We start from the raw sequence: 20204 nt of genomic DNA, 5'->3' as shown, positions 1-20204 counted from the left end.
GGGCGGCGCTGCGATGAGGCCGGCGCCGGCAGCTCCGCCCGTGGCTACCCAACCGCGCGGACGGTACGGAAGGGTGAGGTCAGCGCCTCGCGAGCGCACGGGGTGCCGACCGCCGACTCGGCGGCGACACACGGCCGTTCGACCGGTCGGACAGATCATCACGATGCGGCAGCATCTCCTTACGGCAGGTGGCCGCTCACTTGACGACCAGTGGTCACACAAGGTTGGCTCCGGGCCAGCGAGAGTCATCGGGTCGGCGCACGTCCTGCGGCCCCGCCCGCACTCTCACCCTGCTCTTGCTCGGCCGCACAGCGAGGTCCACCCCTCATGAACACTCCCACCCCGTCGCACACCCCCACGAGACTCACCCGGGGCCCGGCCCTGGCCGCCGCCGTGTGTCTGCTGGTGACCGGCTGCTCCGCACTCGGCGCGGCCGGCGACGAAGCGGACGCGGCCGGCGGGTCCGGCCGCGGGATGAGGGTCGCCCTGGTCGCCCACGGCAACCAGGGGGACGCGTTCTGGGACCTGGTGCGCAAGGGCGCGGAGGCGGCGGCCGCCAAGGACGGCGTGGACCTGACCTTCGTCAGCGACGCCGACCCGGCCGCACAGGCGGACCTGGTGCGGGACGCGGTCCGCGACAAGGTGGACGGCATCGCGGTGACGCTCGCCAAGCCGGCGGCGATGCGGGGCCCGGTCGCCCAGGCCAAGGCGGCCGGCATCCCCGTCGTCGGGCTCAACTCCGGCATCGACGCCTGGCGGCCGGCCGGGCTGCTGGGGTACTTCGGGCAGGACGATTCCGTCGCGGGCCGGGCCGTCGGCGACAAGCTGGACGGTCTCGAGGCGAAGCACGCCCTGTGCGTGGTGCACGAGCGGGGGAACGTGGCGCTGGAGGCCCGCTGCGCCGGTGTGAAGAAGGCCTTCGGCGGCGACACCGGGAACCTGTACGTGGACGGCACCGACCAGGAAGCGCTGACGGCCGCGATCGCCTCACGCCTGCGGCAGGACTCCAGCGTCGACGAAGTCGTCGCCAACAGCGCCCAGGTCGCGCTCAGCGCCGTCAAGGCCGTGCGGCAGTCCGGCAGCAAGGCCGAGGTCGCCACCTTCGACCTCAACGAGGACATGGTCGAGGCCATCCGGCGCGGGGACGTGCGGTTCGCCGTGGACCAGCAGCCCTACCTGCAGGGCTACCTCGCGGTGGACGCCCTGTGGCTGTACCGCACCAACGGCAACGTCAGCGGCGGCGGAACGGCCCCGGTGCTCACCGGGCCCGCGTTCGTGACCAAGTCGAACGTCTCCGCCGTGGCAGGGCTCGCCGCCGCCGGGACCCGGTGACGGTCGCTTCCCGTGACGGTGTCGCCCCTGATGAGGCCGGGCCCGGCCCATACGTCCGCGCGTACGGATAACATCCTGCGCAACCCCGGTGCCGTTCCCGGCACATCATCCCTCCCGCCGCGCCCGTCCCCCGCCCTCCCCGACCGCTCCGCCTCCCCGTTACCCGCCCCCCGCTGATCGCCCTAGGACGACGATGTCTCGACGGACAGGTGCCCGGCGCCGTCTCGGATCCATACGCCTCTCCCTGGTGCTGCTGGCCCTGGTGCCCAGCGTCACCCTGGCGGCCATGTGGGGCGTGACGACGATCCAGATGTTCTCCGAGGGGCTGCGTCTGCGCGACCAGACCGAGCTGAGCCGGTCGACCGGCGTCATGGGCACCGACGCGACGCTGGCCCTGCAGCGCGAGCGCAGCCTGTCGGCGGCCTGGCTGGCCTCGCCGGGCGGTTCCCGGGCCGCCCTCGACGCACAGCGCGAGGAGACGGACAAGGTCGTCGCGAAGCTGCTCCGGCAGGCGGACGCGATCGGCAAGTCGCCCTCCCGGATCTCCGAACGGATGTACTCGGTGCTGGGCTCGGTGGGCAGCCTGGAGTACTACCGCGACCAGGTCGACCGCCTCACCGACATCACCGCGCAGCAGGCGCTGGACCAGTACTCCTCGATCATCGACGACCAGATCCACGCCTTCCAGGCGCTGTCCCAGGTGGACGACGGCGACCTCACCTCGCAGGCCGGCCCGCTGGTCGGGCTGGAGCACGCGGCCGAGCTGGTCTCCCAGGAGGACGCGCAGCTGACCCTGGCCTGGCCGTCCGGACATCTGGACGACGCGGCCTGGACGCAGTTCACGGAGCTTGTGAACACCCGGCGCTGGCTGGTGAAGGACCAGGTCATGCCCCAGCTGACGGGCGAGGCCAAGGCGCAGACCGAGCGGATCCTGGCAAGCCCGGAGTGGCGGACGCTGCAGTCGGTCGAGGACCAGGTGCTCGCGTCCCGCAACGCGAGCGACGACGCCGACCGGATCGCCCTGCCGAAGGCGCAGCAGCGCTGGGACGCCGCGATGGACGAGCTGTCCGAGCGGTACATGGGCCTCATCGAGCAGCAGGCGTCGGCCCTGCTGGAGCGCAGCGCCGACAAGGCGGACGCCCTGCTGCTCAAGGCGGCGCTGCTGAGCGCGGGCGGGCTGCTCGCGCTGCTGCTGTGCGTGGGCATGTCCTGGCGGATCACCCGTTCGCTGTCCCGGCGGCTGCGCGGCCTGCGCCGGGCCGCCGTGAGCCTCGCTCAGGAGCGGCTGCCCGACGTGGTGGCCCGGCTGGAGCGGGGCGAGACGGTCGACCCCGAGTCGGCGACGCAGCCGCTTGACTACGGCCACGACGAACTGGGCCAGGTGGCCGAGGCGTTCAACACCGCCCAGCGCACCGCCGTGCACACCGCGGTCGAACTCGCCGACACGCGGCGCGGTTTCCAGAAGATCATCCTGGGCATCGCCCGGCAGAGCCAGAACCTGGTCAACCTGCAGCTCAGCAAGCTGGACACCCTGGAGCGCCAGCACACCGATCCCGACGTCCTCAAGGGCCTGTACGAACTGGACTCCACCGCGAGCCAGTTGCGCCGCTACGAGGAGAACCTCGTCATCGTCAGCGGCGAGCGGCCGGGCCGGAGCTGGAGCCGGCCGGTCGCGCTGATCGACATCCTGCGCGGCGCGATCGGGGAGGTCGCCGAGTACCAGCGCGTGGACGTGCAGACCGAGGAGGAGGTGTACGTCGCCCCGCCCGCGGTGGCCGACGTCATCCACCTGCTGGCCGAGCTCATCGACAACGCGACCGCCTACTCCCCCGCGCCGAGCCCCGTCACCGTCCGGGCCCAGATGGTGGCCAAGGGCCTGGCCGTCGAGGTCGAGGACCGCGGGCTCGGCCTGTCGGAGGAGGACTACGCGTCCTTCAACGAACAGCTGGCGGTGCCACCTCAGTTCGACGTGGTGGCGCTCGCCGACGACCTGCGCCTCGGCATGTTCGTCGTCGGCCGGCTCGCCCACCGGCACGGCATCGCCGTCACGCTGCGCTCGTCGCCGTACGGCGGGACCACGGCGATCGTGCTGATCCCGCACGAGATCGTGGTGCGCGAGAGCCCGGACAGCGGAACGCCCGAGGCGCGGGAGAACCGCGACTCCAAGGCCGGGGCCGGTGCGAACGGCTCGATCGCGGCGGACGGTTCACCGGACGGTGACGTGCCCGACGGCACGGCATCCACGGCAGAGCAGACGGCGGCGGACGGGCCGGAGGCGACGGACGCCGGGCGCTCCGGCACGACGCAGGCCGCCGAGCGGCCCGCCGGTGCCGCCCGGGAGCCCCGCCCTTCCGTCGCGGCCCGTACCGCCCCCGCCCGCGAGGTCGTCCCCCGCCGGGACGGTCTGGCCCCGCTCCCCCGCCGCGTGCCGCAGACCAGCCTGGTGGAGGAACTGCGCGTGGAGCCCCCGCCCGCGGACGACCACGGCCTCCACGACTTCACCGCGGAGGCCGCCGCCGCCTCCCTGGCCGGCTTCCAGCGCGGCACGCTCCGGGCCCTTGACGACGACGCCGAGCCACCGCAGGACCAGGAGGCGGCCGCAACGCCCCGGCAGACGGCCGCCGATCCCGTCCCCTCGACTCCGCCCGCCGACCGCTGACGAAGGACACCGCAATGACACGCCCCATCCCCGCCACGCACACCCAGCTCGACCAGCTGCTCACCGGACTCGTGGAGCGGGTCGCCGACGTGAACCAGGCCGTGGTGCTGTCCGAGGACGGCCTGGTGGTCAGCAAGTCCACCGGCTTCCTGCGGGACGACGCCGAACGGCTGGCGGCGACCGCGTCCGGGCTGATGAGCCTCAGCAAGGGCGTCAGCATGGACTTCCGGGGCGGTCCGGTGCGCCAGGCGCTCATCGAGATGGCCAACAGCTACCTGATCCTGACCTCCGCCGGCCCCGGCGCCCACCTGGTCGTGCTGACCGGCCCGGGCGCGGACGTCGGGGTGGTGGCGTACCAGATGAACATGCTGGTGAAGAAGATCGGCGAGCACCTCAGCGCGGCACCGCGGGGCGCGACCGGGCCCGCCGTCGATCCAGGCGTGTGAGGTGGGGGGAGGCGACTCGGCGGGCCGGCTCGTCCGGCCGTTCGCTCTGACCGGCGGCCGCACCCGGCCCAGCCGTGCCGACTTCACGCTCATCTCGACGGTCACCGCGGTCGATCCGCCACCCGCCGACGCGGCCCGCCCGCAGCCCGAGCACACCCGGATCCTGCGGCTGTGCGCCGAACCGATGGCCGTGGCGGAACTGGCCGCCCGGCTCGACCTGCCGGTCAGCGTCGTCGTCATCCTGCTCTGCGACCTGCTGGAGGCCGGCCGGATCACCGTCCGTCCCCCGCGCCTCGTCTCCCGTACCACCCCGGACCTGGACCTGCTGCAGAAAGTGAGGGACGGCCTTGGCCGGCTCTGACCTTGCCACGGACGCGTCTTCGGCACCCGACACGGTCAAGATCCTCGTCGCCGGAGGCTTCGGCGTCGGCAAGACCACCATGGTCGGGTCGGTGAGCGAGATCGTTCCGCTGCGCACCGAGGAACCCCTGACCATGGCCGGTCTGGGGGTCGACGACCTCGACGGCATCGAGGAGAAGCAGGCCACGACCGTGGCCCTGGACTTCGGCCGGATCACCATCAGCCGGGAGCTGGTGCTGTACCTGTTCGGGACGCCGGGACAGCAGCGCTTCTGGTTCATGTGGAACGACCTGGCTCTCGGCGCGCTCGGTGCCGTGGTCCTGGTCGACGTCCGCAGACCCGACTCCAGCTTCGCCGCGATCGACTTCTTCGAACGCCGGGGCATCCCGTTCGTCGTCGGGGTCAACGGCTTCCACGGCGAACACCCGTACCCGCCCGAGGACATCCGGGACGCGCTCGCGCTGCCGGAGCACGTGCAGGTGCTGCTGTGCGACGCGCGGGACCGGGAGTCGTGCCGTGACGTCCTGATCGCCCTGATCGACCAGCTGATCGCCTCTGCCGTCCAGGCCTAGGGCCTGTCGTGTGGATCAGGTCGCAGGAAACGGACCGTGCTGGTCAACGCCGGTGAGCGGGGTCTGGTGCGTGCAGCTGCAAGGCGGAGGAGGGAGTCGACGCGGAGCGTCGGCGACTGACGACAACGCGGTGGATGCGCGTGCCAGACCCCGCGTCTGCGGGCTGATCCGAACGACAGGCCCGAGGGGCGGACTTCGAGGCCCCGGCCGCGCGAGGCGGCCGGGCAGGGGCGGCCGGAGTGGTGGTGGCCCCTGCCCGGCCGGCGGGCCGGATCAGCTCAGGCCGGCCGACTTCAGCCAGGCCTTGGCGACGTCCATCGGATCCTTCTTCTCCAGCTGCACCTGCGCGTCCATCTCCAGCAGCGCGGCCGTGTCGAGCTTGGCGGAGACCGCGTCCAGCGCCTCGGCGCCCTCGGCGGGCAGTTCGCCCTTGCGGACCAGGGGCTGCACGTTCTGGAAGCCGAAGAGGTTCTCCGGGTCCTTCAGGACGACGAACTTCTCGCGGGCGATGGTCGGGTCGGTGGTGAAGACGTCCGCGGCCTGCACCGTGTTCCTCTTCAGCGCCGCCTGGGTCAGCGGCCCGCCCGCGTCGAGGGACTTGAAGGACCTGAACTCCAGCCCGTACACCGACTTCAGGCCCTTCAGGCCCTGGTGGCGGGTCTGGAACTCCGGTGAACCGCCGAAGACCAGGTCCCCGGCCACGTCCTTCAGATCCGCTATGGAGGACTCGGAGGTGAGCTCGTACTTCTTCGCGGTCTCCGCGTTGAGGGTGACGGAGTCCTTGTTCTGCGCGGCCGACGGCTTCAGCAGTTCCAGCTTCTCGTCGAGCTTGGCGTCGATCGCGGTGGTGGTCTCCTCGACGGTCTTCGGCTTGGCCTCGGCGTCGAGGTAGGCCAGCAGGGAGCCGTTGTACTCGGGCAGCACGGTGATCGTGCCGTTCTTCATCAGGCCGTACGTGGTCTCGCGGCTGCCGATGTTGGGCTTGTAGGTGACCTTGACGCCCTTGGCCTTGAGGGCCTCGCCGTAGATGTCGGCGAGCAGGATGCTCTCGGCGAAGTTGTTGGAGCCGACGACGACGGTGCCCTTCTCGGCGCCGCCGCCCTGGAGCGGGTCGTCGGAGGTGTCCCCGCCGGACGAACAGCCCGCGAGGAGCGCCGCCGCGGCGGCGAGCGCGACCGCCGCCGCACCGGGATGCCTCGTGCTGGACCTGTTGTTGCTCTTCGCGGTAGTCATCACCCACCGATCCAAGCCAGGGCCTTCACGATCAGTCAAGTCCGGCTTTGTCACCGAACGGCCTCGATCGCCGCCGGAAGGTGGCGTTCCGGGGGTCATCGCCGACGCACGCCGGGCGACACGGCGGCTCGTCCCCCCGCGAAGAACAGCGCGAGCGTGAGCAGCGCGAGCACGGCGACGAGGGTCGCTCCGCCCACCACCTTCTCGTAGTCGCGCTGGTAGAGGCCGTCGACGATGTACCGTCCGAGACCGCCCAGACTGACGTAGGCGGCGATGGTGGCCGTCGACACGATCTGGATGGCCGCCGAGCGCAGTCCGCTGAGGATCAGCGGCAGCGCGACCGGGAGTTCGACCTGGAAGAGGATCCGCGACTCGTGCATGCCCATGCCGCGGGCGGCGTCCACGGGCGAGGGGTCGACGGAGCGCATCGCCTCGTAGGTGGTGACGAGGACCGGCGGGACGGCGAGGACGACCAGCGGGATCATCACGGGAAGCATCCCGAAGCCCAGCAGGGTCGTCATCAGCACCAGCAGGCCGAAGCTGGGCAGCGCCCGCCCGGCGGTGGCGACCAGCGACAGGGCGTTGCCGCCCCGCCCGTAGTGCCCGGTGACCAGGCCGACGGGCAGGCCGATCGCGGCGGCGAGGAGCAGCGCCTGGAGGGTGTACCGCACGTGTTCGCCGAGGCGGGCCGGTATGCCGTCGTAGCCGTGCCAGTGGGCGCTGTCGCTGAAGAAGGCGTGGACGAAGTTCAGTACGTTCACCGGGCCGCGTCCTTCAGGGCGGGCGTGTCCGTGGCGGCCGGCCGGCGGCGGCCCGGGCCGCTCGGCATCCAGGGTGTCAGGGTCACGCGGACGAGGACCAGCAGCGCGTCGAGGAGGATCGCCAGGAACGCGGTGGTGATGACGGAGTTCCAGGTGAGTTCGGGCCGGTTGTAGATCTGCGCGTCGTGGAGCAGGTTGCCGAGCGCGCCCTGGTTGCCGATCAGCATGCCGACGCTGACGAGGGAGATGCTGGACACGGTCGCCACGCGCAGCCCGGCGATGATGGCCGGGACCGCGATGGGCAACTGGACCAGGAAGTAGCGCCGTACGGGCCCGAAGCCCATGGCCGTGGCGGCGGCCAGGGTCTCCTCCGGGACCGAGCGCACCCCGTCGACGATCGCCGGGACGAGCACCACCAGGCTGTAGACGGCCAGCGGGATCATCACGGTGAGTTCGGTCTGCCCGGTGTAGTCGATGAGGACGACGAAGAACGCCAGGGACGGGATGGCGTAGAGCACGGTCGTCAGGCCGAGGACCGGCGGGTACAGCCAGCGGAAGCGCACGCAGAGCTGGGCGAGCGGCAGGGCGAGGAGCAGTCCGGCCGCGACCGGCAGCAGGGCCTCCCTCAGGTGCAGCCCGATCAGCCCGAACCAGCTGTGCTGCAGGTCGCTCGGGATGTCGAAGAAGTCGTGGAGGTAGTCGCTCATCGGGCGACCTTCTCGTCGTGGCGACCGTCGTCGCGGTCCTCGTCGCGCCGGGCCGCGTGGGCGCTGCGGATGGCCTCGCCGATGGTCTGCTGGGAGACCACCCCGCGCACGCGTCCGTCGGCGTCGACGGCCACGGCGTGGCCGGACGGGGAGAGCACGGCGCTGTCGAGGGCGGTCCGCAGCGAGTCGGCGCCGGGTACGAACGGCCGCCCGTGGGGCAGGAGCCGGGACGGGCTGATGTCCCCCGCCGTCAGGTCGTGCGGTTCGCCCCAGCCCAGCGGCCTGCCGTCCGCGTCGGTCACCAGCAGCCAGGGGGCGCCCGGGGCGGCGAGCTGCTCGGCGCCGGCGTCGACGGGCACCACCGGCCCGGTCGTCAACGTGAGCCCGGCGGACGGGAAGAAGGACAGGCGGCGGATGCCGCGGTCGGCGCCGAGGAAGTCCTCGACGAACGCGTCGGCCGGGCGGGACAGCAGCTCGGCGGGCGGTGCGTACTGGGCGAGCCGGCCACCCTCGCGCATCACGGCGACCATGGTGCCGATCTTGATCGCCTCGTCGATGTCGTGCGTGACGAAGACGATGGTCTTGCCCAGCTCGTCCTGCAGGCGCAGCAGTTCGTCCTGGAGGCCCTTGCGGACCACCGGGTCGACGGCGGAGAACGGCTCGTCCATGAGGAGGACCGGCGGGTCGGCGGCCAGGGCCCGGGCCACGCCGACGCGCTGCTGCTGACCGCCGGAGAGCTGGTACGGGTAGCGCTGGGCGAGCGCGCCGTCGAGGCCCACCCGCTCCATGAGTTCCGCGGCACGGGCCCGGGCCTTGCGCTTGCCCCAGCCGAGCATGCGCGGCACGGTCGCGATGTTGTCGACGATCGTGCGGTGCTGGAAGAGGCCGGCGTTCTGGATGACGTAACCCATGGAGCGGCGCAGGGTGGTGACGGGCTGGGCCTGGATGTCCTCACCGTCGAGGAGGATCGTTCCCTCGCTGGGTTCCACCATGCGGTTGATCATCCGGAGGGTGGTCGTCTTGCCGCAGCCCGAGGGCCCGACGAGGACCGTGATCGAGCGGTCGGGTATCTCCAGCGAGAGCCGGTCGACCGCCACCGTGCCGTCCGGGTACCGCTTGGTGACTGATTGCATCCGTATCAAGACGCCGGAGCCCTTCGGGTTGGCGGAGAATTTGGCCATGGTCGTGCGGGCTGTTGCCGGTCGAGTCTAGAGGGCGCACGTCACCGGTCCGCGGGGCCCACGGCCCCCGGCACCCTGCCCAGCGGACGGAACGCTGCAACTCCCCCGCCGCGGAACCTGGTTGTCGCTCGGCCCGTAATCTCCGGCGGTCCGTCGCCGACGGGTCCCGCCCGGGTCTCAGGTCGGCGACGTTCGCGCGTCACCCACGCCCCCCTCAGCCGCACCGGTTAACCTCGGAAGTCACCGAAGGTGAACGGGGGTTGCCCATGGTGAGTGCCGATAGCATGCCGCCGAACTGCCCGGGGGGACACGACGGCGCGCCGGACACCGGCGCCGGGGTCCACCTCCAGAACCAGCTGGAGGTCCTCATCCAGGACTTCCGGACCAGCACCGAACCGCCCATGCCGGTGTTCGTCGTGCACGCGCAGCAGGGTGAGGACGACGACGCGGTGGCCGGTCTGGTCCGGCAGCTGTACCGGGGCCAGGAGGCGCACCGCACGCGCTGCGCGGTGGCGCAGGACGCCTACGAGGGCGACAGCGAGGTGCGCCGGGCCGCGGCCATGGTGCGGGCGCTGAGCGACCCGAAGAAGTGGGGCGGCCCGAAGGCGGTGTACCGGCGCTACGCCTTCCCGCGGCTGCGGCTGGTGCACGCCGTCGACGACGCGGTCGCCGCCCTCGGCGACAGCTGGCCGGCCCCCGCGCAGGGCAGCCCCGAGGCCGGACAGGACCAGCGGCAGCGGCTGCTGGACCAGCTGGCCGAGCAGCGCTGGCGGCCCCGGAACACCGCGCGCTGGCGCTCGGGCCTGCAGCTGTTCGACATGGCGCACATCCTCCCGGCGAGCCTCGTCACCGTGCTCGCCGCGCTCCTGGCGCGCAGCGAGTGGTACGTGGCGGTGTCGGCCGGCCTGGTCTTCCTGCTGCTGCTGACCGTCCTGAACTACGTGCTGCCCGGGCGGGCGCCGATCTTCCTGTGGCTGCGCCGGGAGAGCCGCTGGTTCATGACGACGACGTTCCTGAGAGCCGCGGACCAGGACCAGCCCACCGAGGTGTCCCTGCTGCGGCCGGTGCGGTCCTGGAAGGCGATCGCGGCCCGGGCGTACGGCGTGGCCGAGGCGCTCAAGGCGGGCGGCGACTTCCACCTCCAGCTGTGCGTGCTGGCGCTGCGGGAGGACCTGCGGGACAACCACCGCCGCTGGAGCTGGGACCTGCGGGGCTTCAAGCGGCCCCGCCCGCCGGTGCTGTTCCTGCCGCACGCCGACGCCCGCGACGGCGGCATCGAGCTGATCCGGGCGATCAGCGACGTCCGCAGCCGGCGCAGCGAGCTCGACCCGCTGCTGGTGATCGCCGCCGTGCGCGCGCACGACGTGCCGCGTCTGGAGCGCAGCGTGGTCCGGGCGGCGCCCGCCGCGGCGGTGGAGCCGCCCAAGTTCGGCGACCGGCTGCGCACCTGGTACCGGGAGTGGGCGCACAACCTGCGCGCCGAGCAGTCGCCCAGCCGGGAGCGGTCCGTGCTGCCCTGGGTGATGAAGGTCCCGCTGCCGCACGATCAGCTCGGCCCCGTCGAGGAGGGCCATCCGCACCGGCGGGCCTCGGCGCGGCCGACGTTCGCCCGGCTGGTGTGGGCCGTGCACACCCTGGTCCTGGTGATCGCCCTGCTGACCGCCGGCACCGTCATACGGTCCGACACCCTGCACGAGCGGTACTGCCAGGCGTCCCTGCTGACCGCCAACCGGGACACCCGGCGCGCTGAGGCGCCCGGCGGCGGCACGGAGTGCATCGGCATCGCGACGGACGGCCTCCGCTTCGCCGACTGGCTGCCCGCGCCCGGGACCGGGCCCGGTTCGCAGGTGGCGGCCCTCACGGCCGGCGCCGGGCCGCCCTGGACGGTGACCGACCTGGAGGACAGGATCGCCCGGCAAAACGAGGACGTCCTCGCCCACCACTCCGGCAGATACGTCACGGTCGTCTACGCCGGACCGCTCAGCGCCGACACGGCGTCCGGCTCCTCGCTGGTGAAGGGCGCCGAGGAACTGGCGGGCGTGTACCTGGCGCAGGCCGTCATCAACGACAGCTCCGGCGTGAAGCTGCGGGTCCTGACCGCCAACGGCGGTGTGGACCTGGGCCACCAGGAGGAGATGGCCGAGGCGATCGCCGCGTACGCCGCCCACGACCCGACCGTGGTGGGGGTGGTCGGCACCGGCCGCGACCTGAAGTCGAGCCGGGCGACCACGCGCACCCTGATGGAGGCGGGCCTGCCGGTCGTCTCCGGCACGAACTCCGCGACGTATCTGCCCCGCGAGTTCGCCAACTGGTTCAGCCTGGCCGCCACCGACGAGTGGCAGACCAGGCAACTCGGCTTGATTGCGGCCCAGTTGCGCACACCGGGCCGACGGCAGTTCGCCCTCGTCCTGGCCCGTGACACGGCGCGGACGGACGACCTGTACACCGACGAACAGGCCCGCTACGGCGGGGAGATGCTGCGGCGCCAGGGCTTCACCCTGCTCGGACAGCGCCGCTACACCCTCAGCGGCGGCAAGCCGGAACTGCGCTCGCACGCCCAGGAGATCTGCCGGGGCGGCCGGGTGCCGTCGGTGATCTACTTCGCGGGCCGGGTGGAGGACGTCGACCCCCTGATGACCCGGCTGGGCACCGAGCCCGGCTGTGCGGGAAAGCCCCTGGCGATCCTCACCGGCGACGACCTGTCCAAGGCGGACTTCGCCGGCGGCGGCCAGTCCGTCGCGCCGAAGGTGACCCTGTACCACGCGGCCCTGGCCGAACTGCGGACGGCGGCGACCGGGACGTCCTTCTACCTGGACGCCGCCCGGCACCTGCCCGGACTGCGGGGCCACCGGCTGCGCCACGACAGCCCCGCGCTGGCCAGCGGCCAGACCGCCCTGGCCCATGACGCGACCCGCGCCCTGTTCTGGGCGGCCAGCCGCGACGACCGGCCGCAGAGCCGCGCCTCGACCTGGGTGAACCTGCGCAACGTCAAGATCGAGGGCCTGGCCACGGGCACCATCGACTTCACCCGCGCCCCGCTGTACGGGGACCGCACCGGGCACGGCATCGTCCTCAAGGAGGTCCGCCGCACGGGCGACGGGACCTCCGATCCTCGTGTGGTGTGCAGCCGCACCGCGGGCGACACCCGGCCCCTCACGCGGAAGGAGTGCCCGGTCCGCTGAGCGTGTTCAGCCCTCGTCGGGCGTCAGCCGCAGCGCGATGCTGTTGATGCAGTACCGCTGGTCCGTGGGCGTCGGATACCCCTCGCCCTCGAAGACGTGCCCGAGGTGCGAACCGCAGCGCGCGCACCGCACCTCGACGCGCACCATGCCGTGCGAGCGGTCCTCGACCAGTTCCACCGCGTCGGTGTCCTTCGGGTCGAAGAAGGACGGCCAGCCGCAGTGCGAGGCGAACTTCGTGTCCGAGGTGAACAGCTCCGCTCCGCAGGCACGGCAGGAGTAGACGCCCCGGGTCTTGGTGTCGGTGTACTCACCGGTGAACGCGGGCTCCGTGGCGGCCTGCCGCAGCACGGCGTACTCGCCCGGTGTCAGCTCCGCCCGCCACTGCTCGTCCGGCTTCTCGACGTCGTACGGCATGGCACTCCAGCCCCTCAGTTCGACAGACGGTCCAGGATCAGCGGGCCGAGGTCGGTGACGTCGCCCGCTCCCATGGTGAGAACGAGATCACCGGGCTTGGCCATTCCCGCGACGGCCGCGGGGACGTCCGCCTTGTCGTGCACGGGCGTCACGTCGGCGCCCGCCGCCCGGGCCGCCTCGATGATCAGCTCGCTGGTGACGCCCGGGATCGGGTCCTCGCGGGCCGGGTAGATGTCCAGCACGACCGAGGCGTCGGCGAGGGCCAGCGACCGGCCCATCTCCTTGCCGAGCTCCTGCGTGCGCGAGAACAGGTGCGGCTGGAAGACCACCAGGATCCGCGCCTCGCCCGCGGCGGCGCGCATGGCCTCCAGGTCGGCGGTCATCTCGGTGGGGTGGTGCGCGTAGGAGTCGATGACCTGCACGCCCGCGGCCTCGCCCTTCAGCTGCAGCCGCCGCTTGACGCCCGTGTACGCGGCGATCGCCGGGGCCAGTCCGGCCGCCGGGACGCCGAGCGCCACGCCAGCCGCCAGGGCCGCGACCGCGTTTAGCGCGTAGTGCCGGCCGGGGACGGAGACCGCGAAGGTCAGCTCCTGGCCCTCCAGCACCACGGTGACCTCGCTCTTCAGCCCCTGCGGCACGACCGACAGGACGCGCACGCCGGCGTCCTCGGACTCGCCGTAGGTCACCACGCGCACCTGGCGCCCGGCGACCCGGCGGGTCAGCTCGCGCGCGCCCTCGTGGTCGCCGGAGATCACCAGCGTGCCGCCCTCGGTGACGCGGTCCACGAACGTCTCGAAGGACTCGTAGATCTCTTCCATGGAGGCGTAGTTGGCGTGGTGGTCGAGCTCGACGTTGAGGACGATCGCGACCTCGGGGGCGTACGTGTGGAAGCTGCGGTCCGACTCGTCGGCCTCGGCGACGAAGATCTCGCCCTCGCCGTGCTGCGCGTTGGAGCCGGGCGCGTCCAGGTCGCCGCCGATCGCGTAGGACGGCTTCAGGCCCAGCTCGCCGAGCGCCACGGCCAGCATGGAGGTCGTGGTGGTCTTGCCGTGCGTCCCGGCGACGGCGATCGGCCGCAGCCCGTCCATCAGCGCGGCCAGGGCGTCGGACCGGTGCACGACCGGGATGCCGAGCTCGGCCGCGCGGGCCAGCTCGGGGTTGTCCCGCCGGATCGCCGAGGACACGATCACGCAGCTGGCGTCGTCGGCCAGGTGCCCGGCGGCGTGTCCGATGTGCACGGTCACGCCCAGCGCCCGCAGCGCCTCGGCCGTGGCGGACTCCTTGGCGTCGCTGCCCGCCACGGCGGCCCCGCGCTGCGCGAGGATCTTCGCGATCCCCGACATCCCGGCCCCGCCGATCCCGATGAAGTGCGGTCGGTCCATGGCGGTGGGGAGGCCGGGTGCCATGCGTGTCTCCAAGGTCGGGTGACGAGAGGTAGCGCCCCCACCCTATTTCAGGAGCGCGCGGGGCCGTGCCACGGCGGCCCGGGGCTACGCCTTGCTGTGCGAGAACAGCTTCAGCACCGGCACCCCCACCTTGTGCCGGGCTCTGGAGGCCCAGTCCCGGTGGAAGAACTCCTCCACGTAGTGGGGGTCGGTCAGGACGATGACCTCGTCCGCGCCGACCTCCTCCACCAGGGATTTCAGCGCGTCCAGCGGGTGGTCCTCGATGAGGCGCCCCTCCGCCGCGCTGCCCGACGCGCGCAGCGCCGCGAGCGAGACCTCCAGGGCCCGCTGCCCCACGCTCAGCGCCTCCTCGCCCTCGGGGGTCTCCCCCTCCCGCACGGCCTCGTCGAGCTCCCCGAGCGCGACGTCGTCGATGGCCCGCAGCAGGCGGTCCGCCTGCTCGCCGCGCGGCTGGAGCAGCACCTGGAAGGAGACCTCCTCCTCCCCGTGCAAGGTCGTGACGAACTCCACGTCGGCGGACGTCAGGGCCTTCTCGATCATCAAAACGCTAGTGAACACCAGGCGCCCCTTCTGCTCCGGGGGCTCACTGCCCCACTCCTCCGTGGGCCGAGGGGCCCCGCGGTATCCGTCCTGCCCCGCACGCGCACGGGTGCAGCCCCGATCCAGTGTGCCCCCCCGCACCCCATACGGAACGGCATATTCCGTCGATGAACGGGCCGAAAAAGGCCATCGGTCCCGTATCCGGACGTACCGGGCGACCGGCCGTCCGGCCGCCGACACCTTGTACCCCGACTCCGCCGCTTCAGCACGCCGGCCCGTCAGGCCCGCCCGTAGCGCGTGAACAGGAAACCGTCCTCCTCCAGCAGGGACAGCAGCGAGAAGCGCCGCGGGACGTTGACGGCGGGACCGCCGGCGATGCGCTGGGCGTCGCCCGCGGTGAGCATCGGCGAGACCGTGAGGCACAGCTCGTCCAGGACGCCGGCCGCGACCATCTGCCCGAGCAGCCGGGGGCCGCCCTCGGTCAGCAGCCGGGTGTGACCGAGGGCGGCGAGGGCCCGCACGGCCCGGGCGGGGTCGACGGCGAGGCCGTCGCCGGCGGTGACCACCCGCGCGCCGGCCCGCTCGGCGGCGGCGACCCGGTCCGGGGCGGCCTGGGCACCGGTGAGGATCAGGGTGGGCACCAGCGGCGAGGTGAACAGCGGGAGCGAGAAGTCGAGGTCCAGGCCGGCCGTGACCACCGCGATCGCGGGCGCGGGCGCCTGTCCGGCCGCCTCGCGCAGCGCCGCGAACTCCGCCCGCGCCCGGGCCGGCCGGTACCCCTCCTGACGGACGGTCTGCGCCCCGACGACCACGAGGTCGGCCAGTGCCCGCAGGGTGCCGAAGATCCGCATGTCGGCCGCGCAGGAGATGGGCTGGGACCGGCCGTCGTGCTGCGCGGCGCCGTCCAGGGTGGACACCATGTTGGCCCGCAGGAACGGCACCGGCCCCTCGGAGCCGGGCACGGGATAGGCGTACGCGGCGGCCAGCTCGGCCGGGCTCCACTCCCGCCCGGCCGTCCCGGCGGACGTGCCGCCGGGGGCCGGAGCTGCTGTTTCGTCGGTCACAGGGAACAGGCGTCGCATGCCGTGCAGTGTTCCACGCCCCGTAGCATGGTGAACCGTGTCTTCTTCCCCCGCCGCCTCGGGAACCGGCCCCATAGCCGGCCCGGGCCCGCTCTCCCTGTGCGACCGCGAGCCGCACGTCCCCGCGGACCGGCTGGTCGCCGAGATGGTGCCGCCGCCGCGGTTCGACTCCGTGCGCTTCGGCACGTACCTCCCGGACCCGAACCAGCCGAGCCAGTCCGAGGCCGTCCGCGTCCTGGAGGACTTCGCCTCGGGCCTCGGCGGGAGCGCCGGCTCGGGCAGGCGGCGGCTGTTCGGCTTCGGCAAGGCGAAGAAGGAGGTCCCCTCCGGACCGCGCGGCGTCTACCTCGACGGCGGCTACGGCGTCGGCAAGACCCATCTGCTGGCCTCGCTCTGGCACGCCACCCCGGCCGGGCCCGGACTCAAGGCGTTCGGCACGTTCGTGGAGCTGACCAACCTGGTCGGCGCGCTCGGGTTCCAGAAGACGGTGCAGACGCTGTCCGGCCACCGCCTGCTGTGCATCGACGAGTTCGAGCTCGACGACCCCGGCGACACGGTGCTGGTCTCCACCCTGCTGGGCAAGCTGGTGGACGCGGGCGTCGCGCTCGCCGCCACCTCCAACACGCTGCCCGGCAAGCTCGGTGAGGGCCGGTTCGCGGCGGCCGACTTCCTGCGGGAGATCCAGGGCCTGTCGGCCCACTTCCGCCCCCTGCGCATCGACGGCGAGGACTACCGCCACCGCGGCCTGCCCGAGGCGCCGCCGCCCTGCTCCGACGAGCAGGTGACCAAGACGGCGCACGCCACCGAGGGCGCCTCCCTCGACGCGTTCCCGGCGCTCCTGGAGCACCTGGCCCGGGTCCACCCCAGCCGCTACGGCGCGCTGACCGACGGGGTCAGGGCCGTGTGCCTGACCGGCGTGCGACCGGTCCCGGACCAGTCGACGGGGCTCCGGCTGGTCGTCCTCGCCGACCGGCTCTACGACCGCGAGGTGCCCGTGATGGCCTCGGGGCTGCCCTTCGACCGGCTGTTCAGCGAGGAGATGCTGAAGGGCGGGTACCGCAAGAAGTACTTCCGGGCGATCTCCCGGCTGACCGCCCTCGCCCGCGACGCGGGCGCCCTGGCCCACTCCCGATGACCGCCGGCCGGACACCGCGCCGACCCCCGTGAGGCAAGGGCCGGTTCCGGCCGAACCACCCGCCGCCCTGATCCCGATTCCCGCCCTCGCCGGCATCCTGGTGCACGCCGGCTGGGAAGCCGCTCCCCTTCCGCCGAGTGACGGCGCTGTGGCGCGACCACAGGGGCGAGGCGCCGATCCTCGTCGTCACCGCCGTGTCGATCGTCGCGGTCACCATGTTCGAGGGCGTGCTCATCGGCCTGGCCGTGTCGGTCGTCAGGACCGCCCGGGAGGCCTCGCACGTCACGCTGGAGATCATCGACAAGGGCGCCGGCCCGATCCAGGCGTACCTGTCGGGCAACGCGACCTTCCTGCGGCTGCCGAAGATCCTGGACGGTCTGGAGAACCTGCCCCGGGACCGCCCGGTGGAGCCGGACCTCTCGGGTCCGCACCACCTCGACCACGCCTGCCGCGCGGCCCTGGAGCACTGGGCCGCACGCCACAGCGCGACCGGCACCGAGCCGGTGAAGGTCACCGAGCCCCAGGCGTCACCGGCGGGGGACACGCTCTCGGCGTCCTGGCCCGCCCGTCCGAAAGCCCCGGTCCGGGGCACGCGACCGGCCCGCCCCGGACCGCGCGTGCCCGGACCGGGGCCCGGAGGCATGGCCCCGACCCCGATTCCCGGCATATCGTTACAGAAGTACATGAATGCACGAATCTGGACCTCTGCAAGGGGAGGTCGGCATGGTCGCAGAACTGATCGGGGCGGCGGTGGCGGTCTGCGCCGTAGGTCTCGTGTACATGGCCGCGGCGGCACGGGTCGTCAAGCAGTACGAGCGCGGGGTCGTCTTCCGGCTCGGGCGCCTGTACGGGGACGTGCGGCGGCCCGGATTCACCACGGTCATTCCGGGGGTGGACCGGATGCGCAAGGTCAACATGCAGATCGTGACCATGCCGGTCCCCGCCCAGGAGGGCATCACCCGCGACAACGTCACCGTGCGGGTCGACGCGGTGGTGTACTTCAAGGTCGTGGACCCGACGGCGGCGGTCGTCAACGTCGAGGACTACCGCTTCGCCGTCTCCCAGATGGCCCAGACCTCGCTGCGCTCGATCATCGGCAAGAGCGAGCTGGACGACCTCCTGTCCAACCGGGAGAAGCTCAACCAGGGCCTGGAGCTGATGATCGACAGCCCGGCCGTGGAGTGGGGTGTGACCATCGACCGCGTGGAGATCAAGGACGTCTCCCTGCCGGACACCATGAAGCGCTCCATGGCCCGCCAGGCGGAGGCCGACCGTGAGCGGCGCGCGCGGCTGATCAACGCCGACGCCGAGTACCAGGCCTCGAAGAAGCTGGCGCAGGCCGCCCACCAGATGGCGGACACGCCCTCGGCGCTCCAGCTGAGGCTGCTGCAGACCGTGATGGCCGTGGCGGCGGAGAAGAACTCCACGTTGGTGCTGCCCATCCCGGTGGAGCTGCTGCGGTTCCTGGAGCGGGGCCGCGAGCCGGGCCCGCGGACGACCGGCGAAGAGGACGCGCAGGCGGCGGACGAGGCGCGGGAACCGCAGGACGCGCCGGCGCTGGAGGAGACGCAGGCATCCGCGGACCGGACGGAGGCGTCCGCGGACCACACCCTCACCGCGGCGGAGGAGGCGAGGAAGAAGGCCATGGAGGAGTCGCGGCACGCGGTGGAGCGGTGAGGCGCGCCAGGCGCGTGGTTCCCGCGGCCCGCACCAGGTGGTAGACACGGCGGGATCACCGTCCCTGTCCGCCAGCAGGAAGGTTGTCCCATGACCGAAACCTCTCCCTCCGCCACACGACGCCACGTGCTCGCCGGTACGGGCGCGCTGGGCCTGGGGATCGCGTTCTCAGGTGCCCTGCCGGAGCTCTTCGCCGGCAGCGCCGCCGCGCAGGGCCTCGGCCACGGCGGCTACGGCCCGCTCGTCCCCGACCCGCAGGGCGTCCTCGACCTGCCGAAAGGTTTCAGCTACCGGATCCTCTCCCGTGAGGGCGACCGGCTCCGCTCCGGCGAGGGCCAGGTGCCCTCCAACCACGACGGCATGTCGGCCTTCGAGGGCAGGGGCGGCCGGGTCCACCTCGTCCGCAACCACGAGAACCGGGCGACCGGCAGGGTCCCGGTCCCCACGGTCGAGGGCCTCACGTACGACCCGGCCGGCAAGGGCGGCTGTACGGCCCTGACGCTGGACTCCCGCGACCGCGTCCTGTCGGAGCGTGTCGCCATCGCCGGTACGGCCGTCAACTGCGCGGGCGGGCCAACCCCTTGGGGCACCTGGCTGACCTGCGAGGAGACCGAGGACAAGGCAGGCACCAACGGGTACACCAAGGACCACGGCTTCATCTTCGAGGTCGATCCGGTCGACCCGCACCGCACCGGGGCCGTGCCGCTGACCGCGATGGGCCGCTTCCAGCACGAGGCCGTCGCCGTCGACCCGCGGCGGGGCGTGGTGTACGAGACCGAGGACGCCTTCGAGAAGCCCTTCGGCCTGTTCTACCGCTTCCTGCCCCACCGGCCCCTGGGCGGCCGGGGTTCGCTGCGCGCGGGCGGCCGGCTCCAGGCCATGCGCGTGCCCGGGGTGCGGGACCTGTCCGCGATCCAGGAGACGGGCACCACGTTCGACCGCATCGAGTGGGTGGACGTACCCGACCCGCAGGCCGCGCAGACCCCGATCCGCTTCCAGGACTTCGGCCCCAAGGGCGTCACCCACGCCCAGAAGCTGGAGGGCTGCTACTGGGGCGGCCGGTCGGTGTACTTCGTGTCGTCCTTCGCGCACTCCGCGGAGGGCTCGGCGGGCGACCACTACGGGCAGATCTGGCGCTACGACCCGGAACGGCGCCGGCTGACCCTGGTGATCGTCTTCGGCGCGGACACCGACGTCCAGCTGCCGGGCGAGTCCCCGGACAACATCTGCCTGGCGCCCAGCGGCGGCCTCATGGTCTGCGAGGACGGCGGGGGCGCCCAGCACGTGTTCGGCGTCACCAGGCGCGGCGAGGTCTACCCGATGGCGCGCAACCGGCAGAACACCGGCACCCCGGAGGAGCCGGAGTGGGGTGAGTTCGCCGGGGTGACCTTCTCACCCGACGGCGACACGATGTACGTCAACTGCTACACGCCCGGCACCACGTTCGCGGTGACCGGCCCCTGGCGCCGGTAGCGACGGCCCCGTCCCCGGCGGGGTACCGCGCGGTACCCCGCCGG

Annotated in this window: 17 protein-coding genes and 1 pseudogene; 10 read left to right on the top strand and 8 right to left on the bottom strand. The window is 72.6% G+C overall.

What is annotated here, in order from left to right; all coding sequences use genetic code 11:
* Positions 1–327 precede the first annotated feature (327 nt).
* The 5 genes from ACFW6P_RS14120 to ACFW6P_RS14100 all read left to right on the top strand — a co-directional run bounded on the left by ACFW6P_RS14120 (position 328) and on the right by ACFW6P_RS14100 (position 5369).
* A complete protein-coding gene (locus ACFW6P_RS14120; protein ID WP_386347808.1) occupies positions 328–1332 on the top strand; it encodes a substrate-binding domain-containing protein in 1005 nt (334 codons plus the stop codon).
* 193 nt (positions 1333–1525) lie between these two features.
* Positions 1526–3991 (top strand): nitrate- and nitrite sensing domain-containing protein, encoded by a 2466-nt coding sequence (locus tag ACFW6P_RS14115; RefSeq protein ID WP_386347806.1) that lies wholly within the window; start codon positions 1526–1528, stop codon positions 3989–3991.
* Between the two features lie 14 nt (positions 3992–4005).
* Complete coding sequence (locus ACFW6P_RS14110; protein ID WP_386347802.1) at positions 4006–4437, top strand: roadblock/LC7 domain-containing protein; 432 nt, start codon at positions 4006–4008, stop codon at positions 4435–4437.
* Position 4438: 1 nt separating this feature from the next.
* On the top strand, positions 4439–4798 hold the full coding sequence (locus tag ACFW6P_RS14105) for a DUF742 domain-containing protein (protein ID WP_386347800.1): 360 nt from the start codon (positions 4439–4441) through the stop codon (positions 4796–4798).
* Positions 4785–5369, top strand: a complete 585-nt coding sequence (locus ACFW6P_RS14100; protein ID WP_386347797.1) for an ATP/GTP-binding protein — start codon at positions 4785–4787, stop codon at positions 5367–5369. Before ACFW6P_RS14105 ends, ACFW6P_RS14100 begins: the two co-directional genes overlap by 14 nt.
* A gap of 273 nt (positions 5370–5642) precedes the next feature.
* On the opposite strand, the gene ACFW6P_RS14095 is transcribed toward ACFW6P_RS14100, so the two are convergent.
* From ACFW6P_RS14095 to ACFW6P_RS14080, 4 genes are all read right to left on the bottom strand, one after another.
* The gene (locus ACFW6P_RS14095) at positions 5643–6602 is read right to left on the bottom strand and encodes an ABC transporter substrate-binding protein (protein ID WP_386347794.1); all 960 of its coding nucleotides are present in this window, start codon (positions 6600–6602) and stop codon (positions 5643–5645) included.
* A 95-nt stretch (positions 6603–6697) separates the two neighbouring features.
* Positions 6698–7363, bottom strand: coding sequence for an ABC transporter permease (locus tag ACFW6P_RS14090; protein ID WP_386347791.1), 666 nt, complete (start codon positions 7361–7363; stop codon positions 6698–6700).
* Positions 7360–8070, bottom strand: coding sequence for an ABC transporter permease (locus ACFW6P_RS14085; RefSeq protein WP_386347787.1), 711 nt, complete (start codon positions 8068–8070; stop codon positions 7360–7362). Before ACFW6P_RS14085 ends, ACFW6P_RS14090 begins: the two co-directional genes overlap by 4 nt.
* Positions 8067–9212, bottom strand: a complete 1146-nt coding sequence (locus tag ACFW6P_RS14080; RefSeq protein ID WP_386348094.1) for an ABC transporter ATP-binding protein — start codon at positions 9210–9212, stop codon at positions 8067–8069. Before ACFW6P_RS14080 ends, ACFW6P_RS14085 begins: the two co-directional genes overlap by 4 nt.
* 305 nt (positions 9213–9517) lie before the next feature.
* Between ACFW6P_RS14080 and ACFW6P_RS14075 the strand changes: the two genes are divergently transcribed.
* Positions 9518–12433, top strand: a complete 2916-nt coding sequence (locus ACFW6P_RS14075; RefSeq protein ID WP_386423764.1) for an ABC transporter substrate-binding protein — start codon at positions 9518–9520, stop codon at positions 12431–12433.
* Between the two features lie 6 nt (positions 12434–12439).
* On the opposite strand, the gene msrB is transcribed toward ACFW6P_RS14075, so the two are convergent.
* From msrB to ACFW6P_RS14055, 4 genes are all read right to left on the bottom strand, one after another.
* Positions 12440–12847 (bottom strand): peptide-methionine (R)-S-oxide reductase MsrB, encoded by a 408-nt coding sequence (gene msrB, locus ACFW6P_RS14070; RefSeq protein WP_386347781.1) that lies wholly within the window; start codon positions 12845–12847, stop codon positions 12440–12442.
* 14 nt (positions 12848–12861) lie between these two features.
* Complete coding sequence (gene murC, locus ACFW6P_RS14065; RefSeq protein WP_386347778.1) at positions 12862–14253, bottom strand: UDP-N-acetylmuramate--L-alanine ligase; 1392 nt, start codon at positions 14251–14253, stop codon at positions 12862–12864.
* 84 nt (positions 14254–14337) lie between these two features.
* Entirely contained in the window at positions 14338–14811 is a 474-nt protein-coding gene (locus ACFW6P_RS14060; RefSeq protein WP_309094948.1) for an indole-3-glycerol phosphate synthase, read from the bottom strand.
* A 260-nt stretch (positions 14812–15071) separates the two neighbouring features.
* Positions 15072–15875: a pyrimidine reductase family protein gene (locus tag ACFW6P_RS14055; RefSeq protein WP_386347774.1), complete on the bottom strand. Its 804-nt coding sequence runs from the start codon at positions 15873–15875 to the stop codon at positions 15072–15074.
* 37 nt (positions 15876–15912) lie between these two features.
* Between ACFW6P_RS14055 and zapE the strand changes: the two genes are divergently transcribed.
* The 4 genes and pseudogenes from zapE to ACFW6P_RS14035 all read left to right on the top strand — a co-directional run bounded on the left by zapE (position 15913) and on the right by ACFW6P_RS14035 (position 20160).
* Positions 15913–17010: a cell division protein ZapE gene (gene zapE / locus ACFW6P_RS14050; protein WP_386347771.1), complete on the top strand. Its 1098-nt coding sequence runs from the start codon at positions 15913–15915 to the stop codon at positions 17008–17010.
* A 64-nt stretch (positions 17011–17074) separates the two neighbouring features.
* Positions 17075–17534, top strand: a pseudogene (locus tag ACFW6P_RS14045) (SulP family inorganic anion transporter); the annotation flags it as partial.
* A 199-nt stretch (positions 17535–17733) separates the two neighbouring features.
* Complete coding sequence (locus ACFW6P_RS14040) at positions 17734–18687, top strand: slipin family protein (protein ID WP_386347768.1); 954 nt, start codon at positions 17734–17736, stop codon at positions 18685–18687.
* Between the two features lie 90 nt (positions 18688–18777).
* Complete coding sequence (locus ACFW6P_RS14035) at positions 18778–20160, top strand: PhoX family protein (RefSeq protein WP_386347765.1); 1383 nt, start codon at positions 18778–18780, stop codon at positions 20158–20160.
* Positions 20161–20204: the final 44 nt, after the last annotated feature.

This window comes from Streptomyces sp. NPDC058741, assembly GCF_042746715.1.
Lineage (GTDB): Bacteria > Actinomycetota > Actinomycetes > Streptomycetales > Streptomycetaceae > Streptomyces.
This window is presented reverse-complemented; position numbering and strand designations above follow the sequence as displayed.

Excerpts from the sequence above, each read along its gene's own strand:
- ACFW6P_RS14055 (WP_386347774.1), bottom strand. The coding sequence starts at position 15,875 with ATGCGACGCCTGTTCCCTGTGACCGACGAAACAGCAGCTCCGGCCCCC.
- murC (WP_386347778.1), bottom strand. The coding sequence starts at position 14,253 with ATGGCACCCGGCCTCCCCACCGCCATGGACCGACCGCACTTCATCGGG.
- ACFW6P_RS14085 (WP_386347787.1), bottom strand. The coding sequence starts at position 8,070 with ATGAGCGACTACCTCCACGACTTCTTCGACATCCCGAGCGACCTGCAG.
- ACFW6P_RS14110 (WP_386347802.1), top strand. The coding sequence starts at position 4,006 with ATGACACGCCCCATCCCCGCCACGCACACCCAGCTCGACCAGCTGCTC.
- ACFW6P_RS14075 (WP_386423764.1), top strand. The coding sequence starts at position 9,518 with ATGGTGAGTGCCGATAGCATGCCGCCGAACTGCCCGGGGGGACACGAC.
- msrB (WP_386347781.1), bottom strand. The coding sequence starts at position 12,847 with ATGCCGTACGACGTCGAGAAGCCGGACGAGCAGTGGCGGGCGGAGCTG.
- ACFW6P_RS14035 (WP_386347765.1), top strand. The coding sequence starts at position 18,778 with ATGACCGAAACCTCTCCCTCCGCCACACGACGCCACGTGCTCGCCGGT.
- ACFW6P_RS14040 (WP_386347768.1), top strand. The coding sequence starts at position 17,734 with ATGGTCGCAGAACTGATCGGGGCGGCGGTGGCGGTCTGCGCCGTAGGT.
- ACFW6P_RS14120 (WP_386347808.1), top strand. The coding sequence starts at position 328 with ATGAACACTCCCACCCCGTCGCACACCCCCACGAGACTCACCCGGGGC.
- ACFW6P_RS14095 (WP_386347794.1), bottom strand. The coding sequence starts at position 6,602 with ATGACTACCGCGAAGAGCAACAACAGGTCCAGCACGAGGCATCCCGGT.
- ACFW6P_RS14115 (WP_386347806.1), top strand. The coding sequence starts at position 1,526 with ATGTCTCGACGGACAGGTGCCCGGCGCCGTCTCGGATCCATACGCCTC.